We start from the raw sequence: 20,314 nt of genomic DNA on the forward strand, positions 1-20,314 counted from the left end.
CTCATCCTTCCTTAAGCCCGCGCATCCGCCATTAATTTTTCAATGTCGGCAATTTCTTTCGGCACCGCAGAGGTGAGATTTTTATTGCCGTAGTCGGTGATCAACAAATCGTCTTCAATACGAATGCCAATGCCTTTGTATTGCTCCGGAATATCGGCGTCTTTAGATAAATACAATCCCGGCTCTACAGTGATCACCATGCCCGGTTCCAAAGTGCGGTTACGATTTTCACCATATTCGCCCACATCATGTACATCCAAGCCGAGCCAATGCCCTAGACCGTGCATATAAAATTCACGATACGCTTTTTGTTCGATTAATTCATCTACGTCGCCTTTCAGAATGCCTAAACGCACTAAACCTTCGGTTTTAATACGAATGACTTCTTCGTTCGCTTTCGCAATGGAGCTGCCCGGTACCAACAATTCAATGGCGCGTTTTTGCGCTTGTAGGACAATCTCATAGATCGCTTTTTGCGCCTCGCTAAATTTACCGTTTACCGGGAAAGTACGGGTAATATCGCCTGCATACATGGCAAATTCGCAGCCCGCATCAATAAGCACCAAATCGCCGTCGCGCAACGGCATATCATTTTCCGAATAATGCAAAATGCAGGCGTTTTCACCACCGGCAATAATGCTGTTATAGGAAGGATAACGCGCGCCGAAGCGATTAAATTCATGCAGAATATCGCTTTCCACCTCATATTCCAAACGGTTCGGGCGGGTTTGTTGCATGGCTTTAATGTGTGCAAGCGCGCTGATTTGCCCCGCTTGTTGCATGAGCGCAATTTCATTTTCCGATTTGAACAGGCGCATCTCACCGAGCATCGGCTTCCAATTAAAAACACTCAAAAATTCCACCGCACTTTGTTCCAGCAAGGCATCGCCCCAAGGCTGTTGCTTCGGTGCGTAATAAAGTGCGGTCTGTTTTTGCGCTAAATTTTTAAACTGCGGTACAAACTCTTCGATGGCGTAAGCGGTATCCACCAACAAGGTTTGCGGCGCATTGTCCACGCCAAGACGGCGTCCGTTCCAAATTTCCAGTAATTTATCGGACGGGCGTACAAAAATGATCGCCTGCTGTTCACCTAGCTGTTTACGCAATAACAATGCTGAATTCGGCTCATTAAAACCGGTTAAATACCAGAAATAACTGTCCTGACGGAAAGGATAATCACAGCCGTCATTGCGGCGGCGTTCAATATCGGAAAATACTAAAAACAGGGAATCGTCCTGCATTTGTTCAAAAACCTTGGCTCGGCGTTGAGCAAATTCTTCCTTAGGTAACGCCGCCATGTATGCGAGATCCATATTGTGTCCTTATTAATGTAACGTCGGTTGTTTATCTTCTTGTTTGGTGAAATGGGTAAAAAACAAGGTGGCGATGGTACGTACATATTCCACGATCTCTTCCACCGCTTGTGCCAGTTCCTCCGGATCATCATCTTCTTCGTATCCTAACTGGCAAATGTCATGTAAATCGTCCACCGCTTCACCAATGTCGCCTTTTTCTTTATCCAAATGCGGTTGTGCCAATCCTAAACCGAGCAAAAAGTGGTTCGACCATTCCGCCAAGCCATCCGCCAATTCAAACACATTATCCGTTTCCGGCAGGCAAAGTTCGAAATCAAAACTTTCGTTATCGGCCAAATCTCGGCGGGTTTGCTGATAAATGTCGGTAATTTGCGTTAAAAGTGTGGTTGGATAGGCGTGGTTATCGTTCGTGAATTGATAAAGCAACGGTTGCCAACTTTGATCTTGAATCCCACCGCAAATTAAGCCGCTTAAAAAACCGTGTAATTCAGCAGCAGAAAGCGGGATGCCGGCTTGTTGGAGTTGTTGATTCAGATTTTGATAAGAAATTGTTGTCATTGAAATTATCCTTGTTGAAATTGCCCTTAGTTTATCACTCTTCACGGTAGGCAACCAGTTTAGAAATTGGCAAGTTTTCCCGCCTATGGCATAATGCGCACAGTTTTAATTAACGAGTTTGGGGCAAAAAATGTCATCTAAAAGTATTGAATTATCCGTATTAGGGCAGTTGTTACGCTTAAATTGTCCGGAAGAACAACACGAAGCATTGCGCAATGCCGCCCGCGAATTAGATCAACGCGTGTCAGAAATGAAAGAACGTACCGGAATTTTGCAAGTTGACAAAGTGCTTTCCATCGTTGCCTTAAATTTAAGTTTTGAGTTGATGCAAGAACAACAAAAAACGCATTTGATTGAAGATGTCTTGAAAAATAAAATCCTCCGACCACTCGATCATTCACTTGAAAATATCACCGGTCAAAAGCTCAATTCCTATTGATTTTATAGGCATTTCGGATAACTAAAAGTAATGTGACAAAATGAATTATTGCTAGTCATTAAGTGTAATTTCGAGTAGTATTAAATAAAAGAATTTCCTGAGGTGTTCGCCAGTGGGTTACGTCCCTGAGCCGATACTTTTAATTTTATGAATTGGTTTCCTGTCATTGGTGTGCAGGCTTAGCTCGACTAAGAAGCCTAAAAATGATTTCAACTAATTCCCTTGAACCGTAGGGTTCAAGGACCGACCACCTACAACGGCACCTCGGGTTCCTCTCCGATACAACATCTATGCAGACACTGCCCTCAACCACTGAACTGCGTCAGCAACTTCGCCAACACATTCGAAAAACGCGTCAAAATTTGACCGCACTTCAGCAACAACAAGCCGCCCAACGCATTACCCAACAAGCCCTTTCGTTCATTGAACAACATCAAGCACGCAATATTGCCTTGTATCTTGCCGTGGACGGCGAAATTGCTACACAACCGCTCATTGAACAATTATGGCAACAGGGAAAAAACGTTTATTTGCCGGTGCTTCATCCATTTTGTAAAGGGCATTTGCTATTTTTGCATTATTTGCCCGACACCCCCATGAAACAAAATAAATATGGGATTTTTGAACCGCACTTAAACGTACAAAATGTGCTTCCGCTTGAGCAATTGGATGTGATCTTCACGCCATTGGTCGCCTTTGATAAGCAGGGAAACCGTCTAGGCATGGGAGGGGGATTTTACGATCGCACGTTGCAACATTGGCAACAGCAACGTTTCATTCCGGTAGGTTTAGCACATCAATGTCAGCAGGTGGATGCTTTACCCGTTGAAAGCTGGGATATGCCGTTAGAGCGAATCTTTGTGGGCTAAAAATAAAACCTCCGACTTGTCAGAGGTTTTTTGATTGGATTATTGCACTGCGCTAGGCGCTTTGAGATCCGGCTCTTTTGGTTTTTCCGGCTCATCAAATTTTTTGCCTTCATTGGCGGCAATAATTCTCGCGGTTTGATCTGCCAGCTGTTTTAAATTCATTCTTTCATAAGATTCTTTCATTAACGGCAACGCATCTAATGTGGCTTGTGTGTCCGGATATAGCTTCAACATAGAAACCACGCGGTTGGCTGTCGCCACGTAAGCATCACGTTTGAAATAAAACTTCGCAATATCCAGTTCATGACGCGCAAGGCTGGCTTTAATATACGCCATACGCGCCAACGCATCAGGCGTGTAAGGGCTATTCGGGAAGTGTTGCACCAAGGTTTGGAAATTGGCAAATGCGGTTTTAATAGACGTATTCTCACGGGTTGCACGATCCACACCGAAGAAATCTTGGAAGAAATTATCGCCCAACGCGGAATTGGTTAACCCCGCCATATACAAGGCGTAATCTAAATGGCGACTGTTAGGAAAACGTTGAATAAATCGGTCAACGGTAACTAACGTTTCGGTGTAATCTTGTGATTTATAGTAAGCATAAATCAAATTTAATTGCACCTGTTCACTATAAGAGCTACCCGGGAAACGATTGTTTACCGCCGTTAAATAACGGATTGCTTGACTATAATCCCCTTCTTGCAAATAGTTTTGCCCGATACTGTATAAGGTTTGCTCCGGCGCTTGTTCTACATCTTGCTTGGAACCGGAACATGCGGTCACCGCCAACGCCATAGCGGTAAGCAATGCAAAGGATTTAAGTTTACGCATTGAATAGAATCCTTATTTTTACGAAAAATGAGAAATGAGTTACAATTGCCCGATATTGTATAGAACATTGCTAAATAAGCAAACTTGATTAACGGATTTTTTATTTATGGCACAAATTACTCTCTCGGCAACCGTGCAACCGCAGCAAATGGGACAGCGCTTAGACCAAACCTTGGCGGAATTGTTCCCCGACTACTCCCGCTCCCGTTTGAAGACGTGGATCGAAGACGACTTGGTGCTGGTCAATGGTGCCGTGCAAAATGTGCCGCGTACCAAAGTTTACGGCGATGAACACATTGAAATTACCGTAGAAATTGAAGATGAAACCCGTTTCGAGCCGGAAAATATTCCGTTAAATATCGTTTATGAAGATGATGATATTCTCGTCATTAACAAACCGAAAGATCTGGTGGTTCACCCCGGCGCAGGCAACCCCAAAGGTACGGTGCTCAACGCTCTGCTTTATCATTACCCGCAAATTGCCGAAGTGCCGCGCGCGGGCATTGTGCATCGCTTAGATAAAGACACCACGGGCTTGATGGTGGTAGCAAAAACCATTCCCACGCAAACGCAGTTGGTACGTGATTTGCAAAAACGCAAAATCACCCGCGAATATGAAGCCGTTGCCTGCGGCATTATGACCAAAGGCGGTACCGTGGATGAACCTATGGCACGCCACCCTACCAAACGCACGCACATGGCGGTACATCCGATGGGTAAACCTGCCGTCACCCACTATCGTATTATGGAACGCTTCCGCGATTACACCCGCCTACGTTTGCGTTTAGAAACCGGACGTACCCACCAAATCCGTGTGCATATGGCGCATCTCGCCCATCCGTTATTAGGTGATCAAACCTATGGCGGCCGCCCGCGCCCCCCGAAAAATGCAAGCGAAGAGCTAATGAACGTCCTGCGTAATTTTAAGCGCCAGGCATTACACGCCGTAATGTTACGTTTACAACACCCAATCAGTGGTGAAATGATGGAATGGTACGCGCCGTTACCGGAAGATTTTGTGGAATTAATCACCGCGCTGAAAGCGGATTACGTGTTACACAAAGACGAATTGGATTATTAATATGCAAGCCATCAAACCGAGCTGGAACGCACCTCAACAGATTCAGGCATTCACTACCCTGCGCCATGGCGGTGTGAGCCTTGCGCCTTATGACAGTTTTAATTTGGGTGATCATGTAGGGGACGATAAAAACGCCGTGAAAATCAACCGCACTTTATTGGTGGAGAAATTCCATTTGCCACAAATGCCGTTGTTCTTAAACCAAACTCATAGCACGCGCGTATTAACCCTGCCTTATGACGGAGAAAGTTTCAATGCCGATGCGGTTTACACCAACCAACCAAATCAAGTGTGTTTGGTGATGACTGCCGATTGTCTGCCCGTATTATTCACCAATAAACAGGGCACGGAAGTGGCTGCTACCCATGCCGGTTGGCGCGGATTATGCGATGGCGTATTGGAACAAACCATCGCTAAATTTGAATGCCCGCATGAAGACATCTTAGCTTGGTTTGGACCGGCTATTGGCCCAACAGCCTTCCAAGTGGGACAAGAGGTTATCGATCAATTTGTTGCGCAAGATCCCCAAGCAGCATCCGCCTTCATCGCTGATCCTGTAGCCGAAGGCAAATTCCTCGGCGATCTTTACCAAATCGCCACTCAACGTCTCAACGCCCTTGGCATCACCCAAATCAGCGGTGGCGAACACTGCACCTATCTTGAAACGGAAAACTTCTTTTCTTATCGAAGAGATAATGCAACAGGAAGAATGGCGTCAGTGATTTGGATTGAGGAATAAAATCCTCATTTTTGATCAGGGTGATGAGTTAGCTCGGATTAAGTCATCATTCTCCCTTAGAAAATTGAAAACAGCCCCAAAGGGGCTGAGCCATGCGTAACCGTGGGTAATAAATTACCCACGGCAATTTCAAAATCCATCGTGAATTTCAACCGCACTTTTCATTTCAAAATTAGCGCTTGCTTTCCGCCTGTTTAATTTCCGGCGTTGTGTATAAGCGGTGCTTATACAAATAGCTACCCAACAGCGCGTGAGCCAAGGCTTCTTTGACCATGCTTTGCGGCACTTCCGCTTCCGTTAAGGTTTCAGTGGCTTTGTCGTAGCGGTAGGTTTTGGCGCCCACTTTCGGAAATTGAATCACCACATCATTGCCGCGCATAAGTGCCTGTACTTGGTCGTACTGCATAATGGCGCGGTTTGGATTGTTTGGTTTAGTGAGGTCATAACCGATCATCGGGTAATCGCCACTAATCCCTGCCAAGGAAAGCAAAGTAGTCGGCATATCAAATTGGCTAACCAAACGGTTATCACGACGTGGTTCGATGCCTTCGCCCAAAATCAATGCCGGAATGTGGAAATGCTTAATCGGCATCAAGCTGGCGCCGGCAACACGGGAGTCGTGGTCGGCAATCACTAAGAAAATAGTGTCTTGCCAATAATTGGATGCCTTCGCCAATTTGAAGAAATGTCCAATCGCATAATCCGCATATTTTGCCGCATTGTTACGAGTGGCTTTAGGCTGTTCGTACAGATCGACTTTGCCGTCCGGAAACTCAAATGGATCATGGTTGCTGGAGCTGAATACCAAGCTGAAGAATGGTTTGCCTTCTTTGTGTAATTGGGTAAAGGTCTCATTGGCTTTAGTGAACAAGTCTTCGTCACTCACCCCCCAAGTCCCGGTAAAGCTCGGGTTTTGATAATCCATTTGGTCGATAATACGTTTAAAGCCATTACCGTAGAAAAAGCCTGCCATATTATCAAAATGCTTTTCCCCACCATAAATAAAGGACGTATCGTAACCCCGTTGACTTAATAATTGCGCCAAGGTGAAGAAACCGCGTTGGCTGTTGTTAAGTTTAACCACAGCACGTGCCGGCGTTGGAGTGAAACCAGCGGTAACCGCTTCAATACCGCGTACGGAACGGGTGCCGGTGGCGTATAAATTATCAAACAACCAACCTTGCTGTGCCAACTTGTCAAATTCTGGTGACAGCGGCAAACCACCTAAGGTACCGATAAATTGCGCACCGAGACTTTCTTCCAAAATAATCACGATATTTTTCGGTTTGCCTTGGTAGGTAGCCTGGTTACGGGTCAAGGTTGGAATTTCCTTGGAAACATAGGCCTCCGCCGGACGGCTTCCGCTATTTTTCACAATGGAGAACATTTCTTCCACATCCATCTTACCGTAGGCTTCAGACGAGGTACCTTCGTCTTTAAATTGTTGCGCCGCATAAATCACAGAATAACCTGAGTTCAGCACCAAAGAGTTCACCATGGCATCAGAGGAAAATGCCACCATGGCCGGGTTGATTCCGCGGTGTTGAAAACTAGAACGCGCACCGAGAAAACTCAAGGCAATCACCAATAACGCCACCACAGGGCGCCACGTCCAACGCATTGGCGTGATATTGCGTACCGCCCAACCGGCCAGTTTCCAATACACCACCACAGCAATGAACGTAAAAACGAGGCTAAAAATGACCGCACTTAAATGCCCTTCCATCAGCATGGAGAACACTTCTTTAGGGTAAATCAAATATTCAATGAACAGGCGGTTCGGGCGATAATCATAGGTTTCAATAAACGCCGGAGTGGCCAGTTCCATAAACAAAATGAATACACTGCCAGCGGTCAACCAGAAGCGTAAAATGCTCTGCCAAATGCGCCCTAACGCGTTTTGATGATAAAGCAATACAGTCAATAATGCCGGTACACCAAATAAATAACACAGGGACACCACATCCATGCGCAAGCCTTGTAAGAATAACTGGCTCCAGCCCTCGACCGCATTGACACGTTCCAGTTGCCATAAAGACAGACCAAGACGGGACAAGGTAAACACAATAAGGTTAATCAAGGAAAAGAAAAAAATCGGGAACAGTAGCGAACGAGGTTTACCTGTCGTAAATAAATGTCGTGACATTTCAGTCTCCAAAATGTAAAAAATCCGCTCTTTTAGGCTATTAAAGTGACGAGCAGATTTGATGAAAGATTATTCGATCCAATGAACGATTTCGTTAAGCGGCTTACGGCCTTTCGGACGAATATCCTTAGCGCGATAGCCAAATGTCACGGCCACAGATACTGCGTATTTGTCGGCATCGTAAGCACCGGTTTGCGCCAAAATACGGTTGACTTCCGCATAATTAAAGCCTTCGATTGGGCAGCTATCAATGCCGATCAAGGCAGCCCCCGTCATCATGTTGGCAAGTGCGATATAGGTTTGTTTGCTTGCCCAATCAAATAAAGTGCGGTCGTTTTCTAAAACGTTTATGTGTTCTGTTTGGAAGCGTTGATAAATGGCCATATTGGCTTGAATTTGTTCTTCAGTTAAACCGCGACGTACAAGGTTGGCACGAAAATCCTCGGAATCATAACGCATATTTTTATTCGCCAAAATCACCACCACATGGCTGGCATCGTCCAACTGCGTTGCCATGCCCCAACAGAAAGGCTTTAAGGCTTGGCGTAATTCAGGATTTTGTACCACTAAAAATTGCCATGGCTCGGACCCTACAGAGCTTGGCGACAGGCGACCAAGTTCTAAAATATAGTCAAAATCTTCTTTGCTGATTTTACGGGCAGGGTCGTAATACCTTGTGGCACAACGAAAATGGAAGGCATCTAATACTTGTTGCTTGGTGACGCTCATTGAATTCTCCTTGTAATGAATTATAGGACTAAAAATAAACGGCTAGATTGTCCGCTTATTTATTATTTTGTCCAGTAAAAAAACACCCTCATTGTTCACTACGCTTTATGATCTCAAGATAGGATTCAATTTGGGACGGAATGATCTTAGGGCTAGGGATTAGAATCTGTTTATGGCGATTAAGTTCGCCTTTTTCCAACACAATGCTACTTTTCGGCACTTTGAAGAGTTTACTTAAAAATTTGAGAAGATGGGCGTTGGCCTGCCCATCAATAGGCGGGGCGGTAATGCTGATTTTTAATTCGTCATCATGCAAACCGACAATATGATCTTTGGCGGCTTTGGGTTGTAAAAAAATTCTCAGGCGCAAATCCGCACCGATTTGTTCTACGGCCACCATCATGTGTCCTTAAAAAGCAGCGGCGGCCCAAAGGTCGCCAAAAATGTCATATAACACGCGGTTGAGCAAATACAGCACGAAGACAACAACCATCGGCGAGAAATCGATCATGCCGGTGTTTGGCAAAATTTTACGAACGGGACCTAATACGGGTTCGCTCAGTTGATACAAAATATATTGCGCCTGGCCTGCGCCACGGTTAAACCAGCTTAAAATCGCCCCCACCAACAACACATAAAAAATTGCTTCGCCGATGCTATGCACCACGCTTAATGCGCCGATAATGGCATATTCAAACAAGGACGCGCCGAGAAGGGTGCCAAACAAATTTAACAGAGGGAATTTCACCACGCCTAAAATAAAACACGCCAATAACGCGGCGGTATTAATGCCTTTTATGGTCGGAGCAAATTTACTTAACGGGCTAATCGCCGGTTGGGTGGCTTTCACTAAAGTTTGCGATAACGGATTGTAGAAATCCACTTTAGCCACTTGAAACCACACACGTAAAATTAAAATAAAGCTATACACGCTAATTGCGGTAGAAATCAGAAATTGGATTGAATTCATTATGTTTCCTTAAATTATAACCAACCTTTACGTTTGAAATACCAGTACGGCGCAAACGCCGCCAGCGCCATTAACCCCAACGCCATTGGATAGCCGAATTTTAACCCAAGTTCAGGCATATCGGTAAAGTTCATGCCGTAGTTAGAGGCAACCAACGTCGGTGGTAGGAAAATGACCGACACAACGGAGAAGATTTTGATAATGCGGTTCTGTTCAATATTAATAAAACCCATGGCCGCTTGGAGCAAGAAGTTCACTTTTTGGAACAGGGATTCATTATGCGGCTGCAAAGATTCAATATCTCGTAAAATTTCACGTGCCTGTTCTAACTGATTTGCCGGCAAACGGGTTTTACGCACCAAGAAACTGAGCGCTCGCTGCGTATCCATCAAACACAAACGCACTTTGGAACTGGTGTCTTCTTGTTCTGTTAAAGTCGCCAAGGCTTCATCAAAGGCTTCCCCTTGGGTTCCGTTTAACACCACGCGGCTTAATTTTTCCAAATCCGCATACACGTTTTCAATTACATCCGCCAGCTGCTCAATTTTGGTTTCAAATAAATCCAGCAATAGTTCGTATGAATTACATTCGATTAAACGCTGATTACGGGAACGCATCCGATACAAACGGAACGCTGGTAATTCGCGATCACGCAAAGTGAACAAACGTCCGTCACGAATGGTGAACGCTACGCTGGCCAAATCCGCATAATCGTTTTCATCTTCACAATAAAAGAAAGAGTGCAAGTGCAAACCGTCTTCGTCTTCAAAAAAACGCGCGGATGCTTCGATGTCTTCTAATTCCAAGAAAGAGGCCAAACTTTGGCCTAAACTTTCCTGCAAGGTTTCCCGTTCTTCTACGGTCGGTTCAATTAAATCAAGCCAAATGGCGGTGTTTAACGGCTCGGCAGATTCGTCGATACGAACTAAGCGAGCATCTTCAAGGGCAAAGGCATTTATCATTTTGTCATACTCCCGATTGGACTACGCACAACGCAATGAACAAACAATCAAACGAATAAATCATTACCAAGTTTGGCGATCAAAAGTGCGGTCGTTTTTACGCGTGTTTTTCAACGACTAAAAAGAAAGCGGTAATGATAAAGGTATTGCAAATTTTCGTCTGACGGAAAAGATGCCGAAAAAGAGAAAGGTAAACGAAACTTACCAACGAAACCATCGCCGATAAGTGAGACGGGCGATAGTTACAGTGAAAACTCTATTCGGTATCGACTGTGACTGTCCAAAGTGTGTGTCCTCTTGTTACTAAATCGCGCGCAATGTTACGCCTGAAAGGCTACTTCGTCAAGGCGAAGGAGAAAAAATCACCTTCGCCGAATAACACGTTCAGGTTCAAAAAATACCGCAAAATCTCACCGCACTTTTAATCGATATTCCACCAAATCAACGCCCATTTGCGCTGGCCGTGTTTAATAGGTTCGTTATTTTGTTGTTTTTGGCGATAAAATGCCGTTAAGCCCTGCTTTTCTTTTTCATTTAACGGGCCAAGAGAAAATTCTACGGAACCGAGCAAATCCTCATAGGTTTCTCCCATAAAGCGACCGGATTCCGTTTCAATGAAGCTCAGGTTCGCTTGAATGCCTTTTTGATAAAGTCGATTCAGCAAATAAATATAGGTCGGAAAACCGATGTCTTCGCGTCCGATCGCGGCAAATACGCCCTCATCCAAAAAATGACGTTGCGTCACGGAAGTGAGATACACCCGTTTTTTTGCTTTGGCACAGAGTTTCTCGATCATGTCGTCTAAATCGTCCACCAAGGTGGAACGCGACGCTAAAATCACATCCACTTGCGGCACATCGTTCCAATCCTCGGCCCAAGAACGACGAATCAGATTTAAATTCGCCAGTTGCAGTTTTTGTTTATATTCCGCCAATACATCCAACATCCCCGTGCTATAATCCAAGGCATATACTTGGCTGCCTTGCTGTGCCAAAGGAATGGTGAACGTGCCTGGTCCACAACCGATATCAAGCACGGTTTCGTCAGGTTGCACCTGCATAGTTTCCAATAGTTGTTGATTATAACGGCTGGCTTTCCCCACCAGATTTTCCGCCATCTTGGCTGCTTTCTTGTCCCATTTTTCAGGTGGCAAATTGTAATGGTTGCAGGCAATGAGATGTTGTTTGTAAAGCTGGTTGAAATCAATGTCGTAAATGGTCATGGCATATCCTAAAAATGTGGTTGATTTTGGTGATAGATTTTACTGCAATGTTATATGCTTTGAAATATAACGTTAAAAAGATTTAACGCAGAAAAAAACCGCACTTTGATTGCTCAAAAGTGCGGTAAGTTCTACAAACATTCGGGATTAATGGTTAATTTCACCTTCAATCGGTTTAATGTTTTCATCAAATTCCGGTAGCGGTTTGTGTTCGCTTGCAACATAGGAATAAATGACCGGCAACACAAACAGGGTAAACAACGTACCAACCGCCAGGCCTGAAACAATCACGATACCGATACTGAAACGGGACACCGCGCCTGCGCCTGTGGCATAAAGCAACGGAATCAGACCGGCAATCATCGCTGCAGTCGTCATTAGAATCGGACGTAAACGCACTTTGGCCGCTTCGGTAATGGCTTCAATACGGCTTTTGCCGTGATTGAGCTGCTCTTCTTTTGCCACTTCACACATTAAAATACCGTGCTTGGTGATTAAGCCGACCAGTGTGATCAAGCCTACTTGAGAGTAAATATTCAGTGTAGCACCGGCTTTGCCGACAAAACCGAATGCGTTTAACGCCAATAATGCGCCACTGATCGCCAACGGCACGGAAATCATAATTACCATCGGGTCACGAATGGATTCAAACTGAATCGCCAACACCAAGAAGATGATAACCACCGCCAACACGAAAGTCACCGCTAACGCGTTGCCTTCTTGTACCAACTGACGCGCTTCACCTTTGAAGTCGTAGTTATAGCCTTGTGGTAACAATTCTTTTGAATTGTCTTGTAGCCATTGAATCGCATCCCCGATGGAAGCACCCGGCATTGGTACGGCACTAATCACCGCAGAGTTCAACTGACTGAAACGCGGCAAAGAGCTTGGTTGTGGCTCTAACGTCATGCTCACTAAGCTGCTGAGCGGCACAGAAGTTCCATTCGAAGCGGAAACATAGTAACTATTCCAGCTTTCCGGCGATAAACGGTTTTCGCGTTTCACCTGTGAAATAATTTTATACGCACGACCGTCAATATCTACACGTTCGACCGTGGCGGCAGATAAGAAGCTCCCTAACGTAGCACTAATTTGTTGCATAGTAATGCCGTAAGTCCCTGCTTTTTCACGATCAATTTTGATGTGCATTTGTGCTGTATCAAATTTCAAATCCAAATCCGTATAAACGAATTTGCCTGACTTTTGCATAGCATCTAAAAACTTGCCAGCAACATTGGCCAAATCTTCATAGCCTTTTGAGGTGCTAATCACAAAACCAATCGGCGGGCCCTGTTCCCCGGTATCAATTTCCGGGAAAGCGAAACCACTGACGGACACTTCCGGAATGGCTTTAGCTTTGGTGTTTAACTCTTTCAACACGTCTGTTTGGCTTCTGGAACGCTCACTCCAATCTTTCAACGTCACCACGTTTAAGGACTGGTTAGTGCTTGGCACCCCTGAAATGGTCATCGCAAATTGTACTTCTTCCGTATCCGTTAAGATTTTTTGATACGGTGCCATGGCCGCTTGTACATAATCAACGTTCACGTTAGACGGTGCAGAACCGATAGCTAAGAAGGCGCCTTTGTCTTCCGTCGGCGTAAGTTCGGTAGAGAGCGAATTAAACAACACCGGCAATGTGGCAAAAATAACACCCGCAAATGCCAACATACACTTACGATTCGCCATCACCAAATCCAAGACATAAGAATATGCGTTGTTGACTTTGGTTAATGTGTTGTTAACACGTTCTTCCAATTTACTTGGTTTATCGTGATCTTTCAGCAACTTACTGGTCATCATCGGAGAAAGGGTTAACGCCACAATACCGGAAATAAATACCGCACCGGCGAGCGTTAGCGCAAATTCTTTAAATAACGTACCGGTAATTCCCCCCATTAATGCCATCGGAGAATATACTGCAATCAAGGCGATGGTCATGGAAATAACCGGAACGGCAATTTCGCGGGTACCGATAATCGCTGCTCGGAATGGCGTTTCACCCAGCTTAATATGGCGGTCAACGTTTTCCAACACCACAATGGCATCATCCACCACCAACCCAATCGCCAAAATCAAGGCCAACAAGGTCATTAAATTGATGGAGAAATCCAAGGACTGCAACATCATGATTACCCCGATAAGGGAAATCGGAATGGTAATCACCGGAATCAAAATCGCACGGAAGGAACCGATAAACATAGTGATCACGACCAATACGATCAGGGTTGCTTCCATAATCGTTTTCACCACTTCATTAATGGAGTTATTAATGGCGATGGTACTGTTATATAAAATATCTGTTTGAATAGCATCCGGTAAGTTATTTTTGATGCTTTCATATAACGGAAGGATTTTTTCCGCCACGGTTAACGGGTTAGCTGAAGAGGTCGGATTAATACCCAACACCACCGAATCGGAACCATTGGCTACTGCACGGGCAGTATCGCTTGATTTATTTAGCTCGACATCCGCAACATCGCGTAAACGTACGAGTTTATCGCCATCGGAAGAAACAATCAGATTGCCGAGTTCATTTACCGATTTTGTGGTGGTATCCACTTTGTTTTTATATACCACATAAAAACCATTGTCGTTACCCGCCGCCGTTTGCACGTTATTGGCGGATAAGGCAGACCTAACAGTGGCGGCAGATAAGTTTTGTGCTGCCATCTTTTTCGGATCCAACCAAATGCGTAAGGCATATTCGGACGCACCGAAAATATCCACGCTTGCCACCCCTTCAACGGTAAAGAATTGCGGTTTCACCACACGTTGAATATAGTCGGTCACCTGGCTGGCATCCAATTTATTGGAACGGAAACTAATGTACATAATCCCCGAACCGCCGGTTGAAGAGGTCACCGATGGATCTTCAATTCCGCTCGGTAACTCGGAACGCACAGAGTTCACTTTCGCCAACACGTCGGCAAGTGCCGCATTCGGGTCGGTATTTAATTTCATTTTTACCGTAATAGTTGAACTACTTGGGCTACTGCTGGAAGACATATAGTCCACGTTGTCCGCTTGAGCCACCGCTTCCTCGATTTTGGACGTCACGAACGCCTGAATCAAGTTTGCATCGGCACCGGGATAGACGGTTGAAACCTGAATTACGGTAGTGGTCATTTTAGGATATTCACGCACTGCCAGTTTCGAAATTGCCTGTAATCCTAAAATAATGATTAACAAGCTAATCGAAACTGCGAGAACAGGACGTCGAATAAATATATCGGTAAATTTCATTCGCTGTTCCTAATTAGAGATTGGTTTTACTTGCCGGTTGCGTGGTGCCAACGCCCTCTTCATCACTCACAATAACGAGTGCGCCATTACTTAAGTTTTGCTGACCGCCGGTGATGATTTTATCGCCGATTTTCACTTCATCGCCTTTTAACTGGGCGTAAATACCTTGGCGGTCTTTCGTAAATACAGTAATTTGTTTGGCGCGATACATTTTGTTCACATCGCCTTGTTTAGCAAATTTCTCTTTTTCCTCATCAGAAAGTGCGGTCAAAATATAAAGTGATTCACCATACATGTTATAGCTCACCGCCACTTGCGGCACGACGATTTGGTCATATTCCGTCGACAATGCCACATTCAAACGGGTAAACATACCGGACAATAATTTTGCACCGTCCTCCGGCTCAAACGTCGCTTGAACATCCACCAACCCCGTTGAAGAGCTGATAGCAGGCTCAATGGCTGTGACTTTTGCCGCAAAGGTTTCCCCTAAACGGGCATCTGCGGTCGCAGTAACTTTTTGACCAATACGCAACTCATCCAATAAATTCTGCGCAATAGAAAAATCTACTTTCATGGAGCTACGATCTTCTACACGTACAATTTCCGTGCCGTTTGACACATACTGACCGACATTAACTTTCACAATACCGGCTTTACCATCAAAGGGCGCAACAATTTGACGACGTTCAATGGTAGCCTTTAAGGATTCCACGTTAGCCGCTTGCGCATCATAGGCCGCTTTCGCATTGTCTAACTCTTGACGGGAAACACCGCCGCTTTTCGCCAGATTGGCATAACGTTGGTAAGTTTGGCGCAATGAAATCACTTGCGATTCGGCAGCTTGTAAACTGGCACGTTCTACGGAACTATCCAACTCAACCAACAAATCGCCTTTTTTCACATTTTGGCCATTTGTCACCAAAACTTTTGAAATCGTACCCGCACTTTGCGCACTTAACATCGCACCTTGATTAGGACGAACCAAACCGGTGGTTTCAATCACAGGCGTCCATTGTTGGGTGGTAATGGTCATTGCCGTTACCGGTGAGGGAGTTTCACCTTGATTTGCCAAGAAATCCGCAATGCCTTTTGATTTCATATAATTCATCACAATCATTGCGATAAAAATGAGTACAAATATACCTAAAGTCAGTTTCAACAAAAAAACGTGAGAACGCTTTGGTCTATTGGTTTGAGTTTGACTCATAAAAAACTCCGTGAATATTATCTGTAACTAAAGTTATTATTTTTGAATGGCACGCCAAGTACGTTCGATAATCGACTCCAGCATATCCATTGAAACCCGTTGAGCAAATTGTTTGCACTTAAATGCAATATTGAGCGAGCTTTCCAACGAGATGGCAAACAGTAAGTGAGGCGGCAAATCGCAGACCTCATCTACCTCTGCGGCTTTTGTACAAAAATCATGCCAAATGCCTTGGCTTTCCCATTCTCTGCAAATTTCGTGAAAGCCGGGTAGGGATTGATATTTTCCCATGTTGGCAACAATCGTCGGATCTTGTTCCAAAAAATGCCAAATATTCCACCACATTCGCCGATAGCGATGGAAAAACGATTGGCTTTCATCGTAATCTTTTCCCAAGGTTTCTTGGAAAGATTTAAAAATATACCGTGCGAACTGTGCCAATAATTCATCTTTATTCTTGAAATAAATATAAATTGTTCCCGGCGAAATCTTGGCTTCTTTGGCAATCTTGTGCATGGACAAGTTTGGCAAGCCAACTGTCGCCATCAAGTCATTCGTAGCAGTAAAAATCCGCTTGATCATATCGGTTTCTGACTGATTCATATAAGTTACTAATAAAACTGGGTTAATTGTTAGAAGTGCGGTTAAAATTTCTTTTAATTTGCACATTTAGGTAGGTCACATACAGTAAATACAATACCACTGAATGAACGTTCGTTCATTTTATTGTTTTTTTATCTTTTGGCAAGTTAAAAATAAAAAAGTGCGGTGATTTTTCACCGCACTTTTATAGCAATCCCATTCATTACATTCCAATGACAACGCAGTTAATCACGCTTTTGGCTTTTTCCTGCATTTTCACTGCCGCATTTCGATCACCTGCAGGACCGACTATCACGCGATTCCAATCAGCACTTGCATTAACTCGAGCATTTAAACCGAGAGCACTTAATTTAGCCTGTAATGTATCGGCTTGTGCTTTATTTTTGAATGCACCGCATTGCAAGCCATAACGTCGTTCCCCATTATTCGTGGTTTGTTGTGACACCGGTTGTGGAGCCTGTTGCTGCGGCTGAGGTTGTGGTACCGGCTCAGGTTTCTTCTGAGGCTCGACTTTTACGGTTTGCTCCGCTTTCTTCTCTTCTTTTGGCGGTGTCGTTTTTTTGGCCTCTACCACTTGCGGTTTTGCTTGTGGTTGAACCGCCTGCTGTGTGACTTGCTGAGTCGGCTGCTGTGCGGGTTGTTGCGCGGTTGCTTGAGCTTCGGCTGCTTTGCTACGCGCCAATTCCGCTTGTTTTTGTTCTTCTTCCATGAGCGATAAAATCTTGCGTTGTTCTTCTGTCAGACGCATATTTTTATCTAACGACTTCGGATTATCATCAATCGGCACAGTGCGGGTTTCTAAGGCTTTAATATAGCTCCACACTTCTTCCGGACGATTTGGCAACACGCTTTTCGGTTGCGTTTTTTCTGTCGTTTCAACAGGCTGAACCACAGGATCCGGCGCTTTTTCTTTTAATAAATAAAGCCCAAGACCAAAAGCTGCTACCACAACGGCCGCAATAATAAATAGCAAGGATTTGTTATTTTTTTTCTGTTTCTTCTTTTTCTTTGCACCGCCACGGGCGGCGTAATCACGTTGAGCCACAATAAAACCTGTTTAATCTAACTAAAATAATTAACTATATGACAATAAAAAATTCCGCTAATTCTACTGAAAAATTGCTTTATTGACTACAGCAAAGCCAAAACTAGCCTAAATCTAGCGGATCTACGTCTAAAACCCACCGCACTTGAACGGGCTTATTTAAACCACTTGTCTGAAATTCGTTTAACACTTGTTGCAAGATGAGGCGGGAAGGATGTTGCAACAATAATTGCCAACGATATTGCCCCGCTTTTTTGCTGAACGGCGCAGTGATAGGACCGAGAATTTGTAACTCGGGCGCAGTATGTTGCTTAACGCCATAAAAATACTCGGCAAACTGCGCCAATAGCTGTTCCGCCTCCTCGCTATGGCGACTTTGGGCTTTAAATAATGCTTGCGAACTAAAAGGCGGCAATCCCATTTTATGACGCAACGACAATGCCTGTTGGGCAAAATTATCATAGCCATGCTTCAATAAACTTTGTAATAGCGGATGCTCGGGATAATGGGTTTGCAATAACACTTCCCCCTGCTGCGCCCCTCGCCCCGCACGGCCTGCCACCTGCATATAAAGTTGAGCCAGCCGTTCTTCCGCACGAAAATCCAATGAAAACAACGCACTATCCACATTTACCAATGCAACTAAGGTGACATTCGGGAAATGGTGTCCTTTCGCCAACATTTGCGTCCCGATGAGAATTTGGCTTTTGCCCCGTTGAATATCCGCTAAATAACCTTCCAATTTGCCTTTGCGCGCTGTCGTATCACGATCAATACGGGCAATGCCGTAATTTGGGAAAACCGCTTTTAAGGTTTCTTCCAACTGCTCCGTGCCTAAGCCCGTGGTGATTAATTGGGTGGAACCACAATTGCCGCATTGGCGCGGAATTGGCTTTTGTGCACTACAATGATGACAACGCAAGACATTATGTTGTTGATGATACGTGTAAGGTTTATCACAATGGCGACATTCCGCCATCCAACCGCATTCATGGCACAGCAAAACCGGTGCAAAACCGCGTCGATTCAGAAACAACAACACCTGATTGCCTTTTTCTAAATGCGCCTGCATGCGTTTTATCAGGATTTCCGATAAACCGTTACGCATTGACTGATGTTTTAAATCAATGACGTGTTGTTGAAGTGCGGTGGACTGATTGGCTTTTTCTGATAGGCACAAGCGCTGATATTTTCCCTGTTGCACGTTATTCAAACTTTCCAAACAAGGCGTTGCCGATCCCATTAAAATAGGAATATTGAGTTGTTTTGCATACACCACCGCCAAATCGCGGGCATGATAACGCCAACCGTCTTGTTGCTTAAAAGACGCGTCATGTTCTTCATCAATAATAATCGCGCCTAAATCGGCAAATTGCGTAAACAGCGCTGATCGCGTACCAATAATGACCGCACTTTGTCCACTACGCGCACGTTGCCACACTTGTAATCGTTGCGTGTCATTTAAATTGGAATGCAACACATCAATCACCACGTTAAAACGGGCTTGGAAACGACTTACCGTTTGTGGCGTTAGCCCGATTTCCGGCACCAAGAGCAACACTTGTTTGCCTTGATTTAAAATTTCTTCAATAAATTGCAAATAAATTTCCGTTTTGCCGGAACCCGTCACGCCGTCCAACAACCACGCGACAAACCCTTGGGTAAATTTCAATTGGCTGAATACCAACGCTTGTTGTTTATTGAGTGTTAATCGATCAGCTTTATTGACGATAGGTTTATCAACTAATTGCTGTTGCCAGGTTTGAATTTCCGGTTCTTGAGCGATTTCGGTAATGTATTCTTTAGCTTTCAACGCCGACCAAATGCCGCTACCAAATGGGTTGTTGCCTTTTTCCATCCCATCATTTGCCGCCTGTAATGCTTCAAGCTGTTTCTTCGAGCGTTTTAACAAGCCTTGCTCCAACGCTTGCTCACCAAGTGCAGTCGGTTTCCAAAAAATTTTTTGTTTCTCCACCGCACTTTCACCTTGACGTAGCTTCACCGGCAATGCTTGGGACAACACTTCTCCCAAAGGCGCATGATAATAATTCGCCGCCCAACTTAAGAACTGCCAACTTTCCGCTGAAAACAATGAAGTATCATCAAGACAAGCTAACACAGGCTTCAACTGTTCTTCAGGCACTTCCGTCTGTTCCACTACGTCAACTACAACGCCAACTCGCTTCTGCGTCCCAAACGGCACAAGCACCCGCCCCCCAACAACAACCTTCATTGACGCAGGGAAGACATAGTCAAAATAGCGATGTAGCGGCACCGGAAGTGCGATTCGGGCAAATGGCATAAGATCAAGAATTGTTAGGATGAAAATTATTGGCGTTCATTAT

Annotated in this window: 18 protein-coding genes and 1 other RNA gene; 5 read left to right on the forward strand and 14 right to left on the reverse strand. The window is 44.7% G+C overall.

Annotated features, from left to right (window positions below; translation table 11 throughout):
• Positions 1–11: 11 nt before the first annotated feature.
• Together pepP and DK428_RS03265 are read right to left on the reverse strand one after the other, a co-directional pair.
• A complete protein-coding gene (gene pepP / locus DK428_RS03260; protein WP_109064722.1) occupies positions 12–1,313 on the reverse strand; it encodes a Xaa-Pro aminopeptidase in 1,302 nt (433 codons plus the stop codon).
• 12 nt (positions 1,314–1,325) lie between these two features.
• A complete protein-coding gene (locus DK428_RS03265; RefSeq protein ID WP_005701765.1) occupies positions 1,326–1,874 on the reverse strand; it encodes a YecA/YgfB family protein in 549 nt (182 codons plus the stop codon).
• A gap of 130 nt (positions 1,875–2,004) precedes the next feature.
• Between DK428_RS03265 and DK428_RS03270 the strand changes: the two genes are divergently transcribed.
• The 3 genes from DK428_RS03270 (at position 2,005) to DK428_RS03280 (ending at position 3,182) form a co-directional block, all read left to right on the forward strand.
• A complete protein-coding gene (locus DK428_RS03270) occupies positions 2,005–2,313 on the forward strand; it encodes a cell division protein ZapA (protein WP_005701766.1) in 309 nt (102 codons plus the stop codon).
• Positions 2,314–2,404: 91 nt separating this feature from the next.
• Positions 2,405–2,588, forward strand: a non-coding RNA gene (ssrS, locus tag DK428_RS03275) — 6S RNA.
• A 15-nt stretch (positions 2,589–2,603) separates the two neighbouring features.
• The gene (locus DK428_RS03280; protein ID WP_109064721.1) at positions 2,604–3,182 is read left to right on the forward strand and encodes a 5-formyltetrahydrofolate cyclo-ligase; all 579 of its coding nucleotides are present in this window, start codon (positions 2,604–2,606) and stop codon (positions 3,180–3,182) included.
• Positions 3,183–3,221: 39 nt separating this feature from the next.
• Here DK428_RS03280 and DK428_RS03285 read toward each other — a convergent pair whose 3' ends face one another.
• Positions 3,222–4,016, reverse strand: a complete 795-nt coding sequence (locus DK428_RS03285; RefSeq protein ID WP_109064720.1) for an outer membrane protein assembly factor BamD — start codon at positions 4,014–4,016, stop codon at positions 3,222–3,224.
• A gap of 106 nt (positions 4,017–4,122) precedes the next feature.
• On the opposite strand from DK428_RS03285, the gene rluD reads away from it, so the two are divergent.
• Both rluD and pgeF read left to right on the forward strand, forming a co-directional pair.
• Positions 4,123–5,097 (forward strand): 23S rRNA pseudouridine(1911/1915/1917) synthase RluD, encoded by a 975-nt coding sequence (gene rluD / locus DK428_RS03290; RefSeq protein WP_109064719.1) that lies wholly within the window; start codon positions 4,123–4,125, stop codon positions 5,095–5,097.
• A gap of 1 nt (position 5,098) precedes the next feature.
• Complete coding sequence (gene pgeF / locus DK428_RS03295; protein ID WP_109064718.1) at positions 5,099–5,836, forward strand: peptidoglycan editing factor PgeF; 738 nt, start codon at positions 5,099–5,101, stop codon at positions 5,834–5,836.
• A gap of 172 nt (positions 5,837–6,008) precedes the next feature.
• Here pgeF and DK428_RS03300 read toward each other — a convergent pair whose 3' ends face one another.
• From DK428_RS03300 to priA, 11 genes are all read right to left on the reverse strand, one after another.
• A complete protein-coding gene (locus DK428_RS03300) occupies positions 6,009–7,982 on the reverse strand; it encodes an LTA synthase family protein (RefSeq protein WP_109064717.1) in 1,974 nt (657 codons plus the stop codon).
• A 69-nt stretch (positions 7,983–8,051) separates the two neighbouring features.
• Entirely contained in the window at positions 8,052–8,711 is a 660-nt protein-coding gene (locus DK428_RS03305; RefSeq protein WP_109064716.1) for an NAD(P)H-dependent oxidoreductase, read from the reverse strand.
• Positions 8,712–8,799: 88 nt separating this feature from the next.
• Positions 8,800–9,111 carry a DUF167 family protein YggU gene (gene yggU / locus DK428_RS03310; RefSeq protein WP_109064715.1) on the reverse strand — a complete coding sequence of 104 codons (312 nt, stop codon included), beginning with the start codon at positions 9,109–9,111 and terminating at the stop codon, positions 8,800–8,802.
• Positions 9,112–9,120: 9 nt separating this feature from the next.
• The gene (locus tag DK428_RS03315; protein ID WP_109064714.1) at positions 9,121–9,681 is read right to left on the reverse strand and encodes a YggT family protein; all 561 of its coding nucleotides are present in this window, start codon (positions 9,679–9,681) and stop codon (positions 9,121–9,123) included.
• A gap of 14 nt (positions 9,682–9,695) precedes the next feature.
• Positions 9,696–10,643, reverse strand: coding sequence for a magnesium/cobalt transporter CorA (gene corA, locus DK428_RS03320; RefSeq protein ID WP_109064713.1), 948 nt, complete (start codon positions 10,641–10,643; stop codon positions 9,696–9,698).
• A 421-nt stretch (positions 10,644–11,064) separates the two neighbouring features.
• Complete coding sequence (locus DK428_RS03325; RefSeq protein ID WP_109064712.1) at positions 11,065–11,865, reverse strand: class I SAM-dependent methyltransferase; 801 nt, start codon at positions 11,863–11,865, stop codon at positions 11,065–11,067.
• Positions 11,866–12,012: 147 nt separating this feature from the next.
• On the reverse strand, positions 12,013–15,111 hold the full coding sequence (acrB, locus tag DK428_RS03330; protein WP_109064711.1) for a multidrug efflux RND transporter permease subunit AcrB: 3,099 nt from the start codon (positions 15,109–15,111) through the stop codon (positions 12,013–12,015).
• Between the two features lie 13 nt (positions 15,112–15,124).
• The gene (gene acrA, locus DK428_RS03335) at positions 15,125–16,321 is read right to left on the reverse strand and encodes a multidrug efflux RND transporter periplasmic adaptor subunit AcrA (protein WP_109064710.1); all 1,197 of its coding nucleotides are present in this window, start codon (positions 16,319–16,321) and stop codon (positions 15,125–15,127) included.
• 36 nt (positions 16,322–16,357) lie between these two features.
• Positions 16,358–16,924, reverse strand: a complete 567-nt coding sequence (locus DK428_RS03340; RefSeq protein WP_109090069.1) for a TetR/AcrR family transcriptional regulator — start codon at positions 16,922–16,924, stop codon at positions 16,358–16,360.
• A gap of 202 nt (positions 16,925–17,126) precedes the next feature.
• Positions 17,127–17,969: a cell division protein FtsN gene (ftsN, locus tag DK428_RS03345; RefSeq protein ID WP_109064709.1), complete on the reverse strand. Its 843-nt coding sequence runs from the start codon at positions 17,967–17,969 to the stop codon at positions 17,127–17,129.
• 103 nt (positions 17,970–18,072) lie between these two features.
• Positions 18,073–20,271 carry a primosomal protein N' gene (gene priA, locus DK428_RS03350; RefSeq protein WP_109064708.1) on the reverse strand — a complete coding sequence of 733 codons (2,199 nt, stop codon included), beginning with the start codon at positions 20,269–20,271 and terminating at the stop codon, positions 18,073–18,075.
• Between the last annotated feature and the right edge of the window lie 43 nt (positions 20,272–20,314).

This window comes from Aggregatibacter kilianii (genome assembly GCF_003130255.1).
Taxonomy (GTDB): Bacteria; Pseudomonadota; Gammaproteobacteria; order Enterobacterales; family Pasteurellaceae; genus Aggregatibacter; species Aggregatibacter kilianii.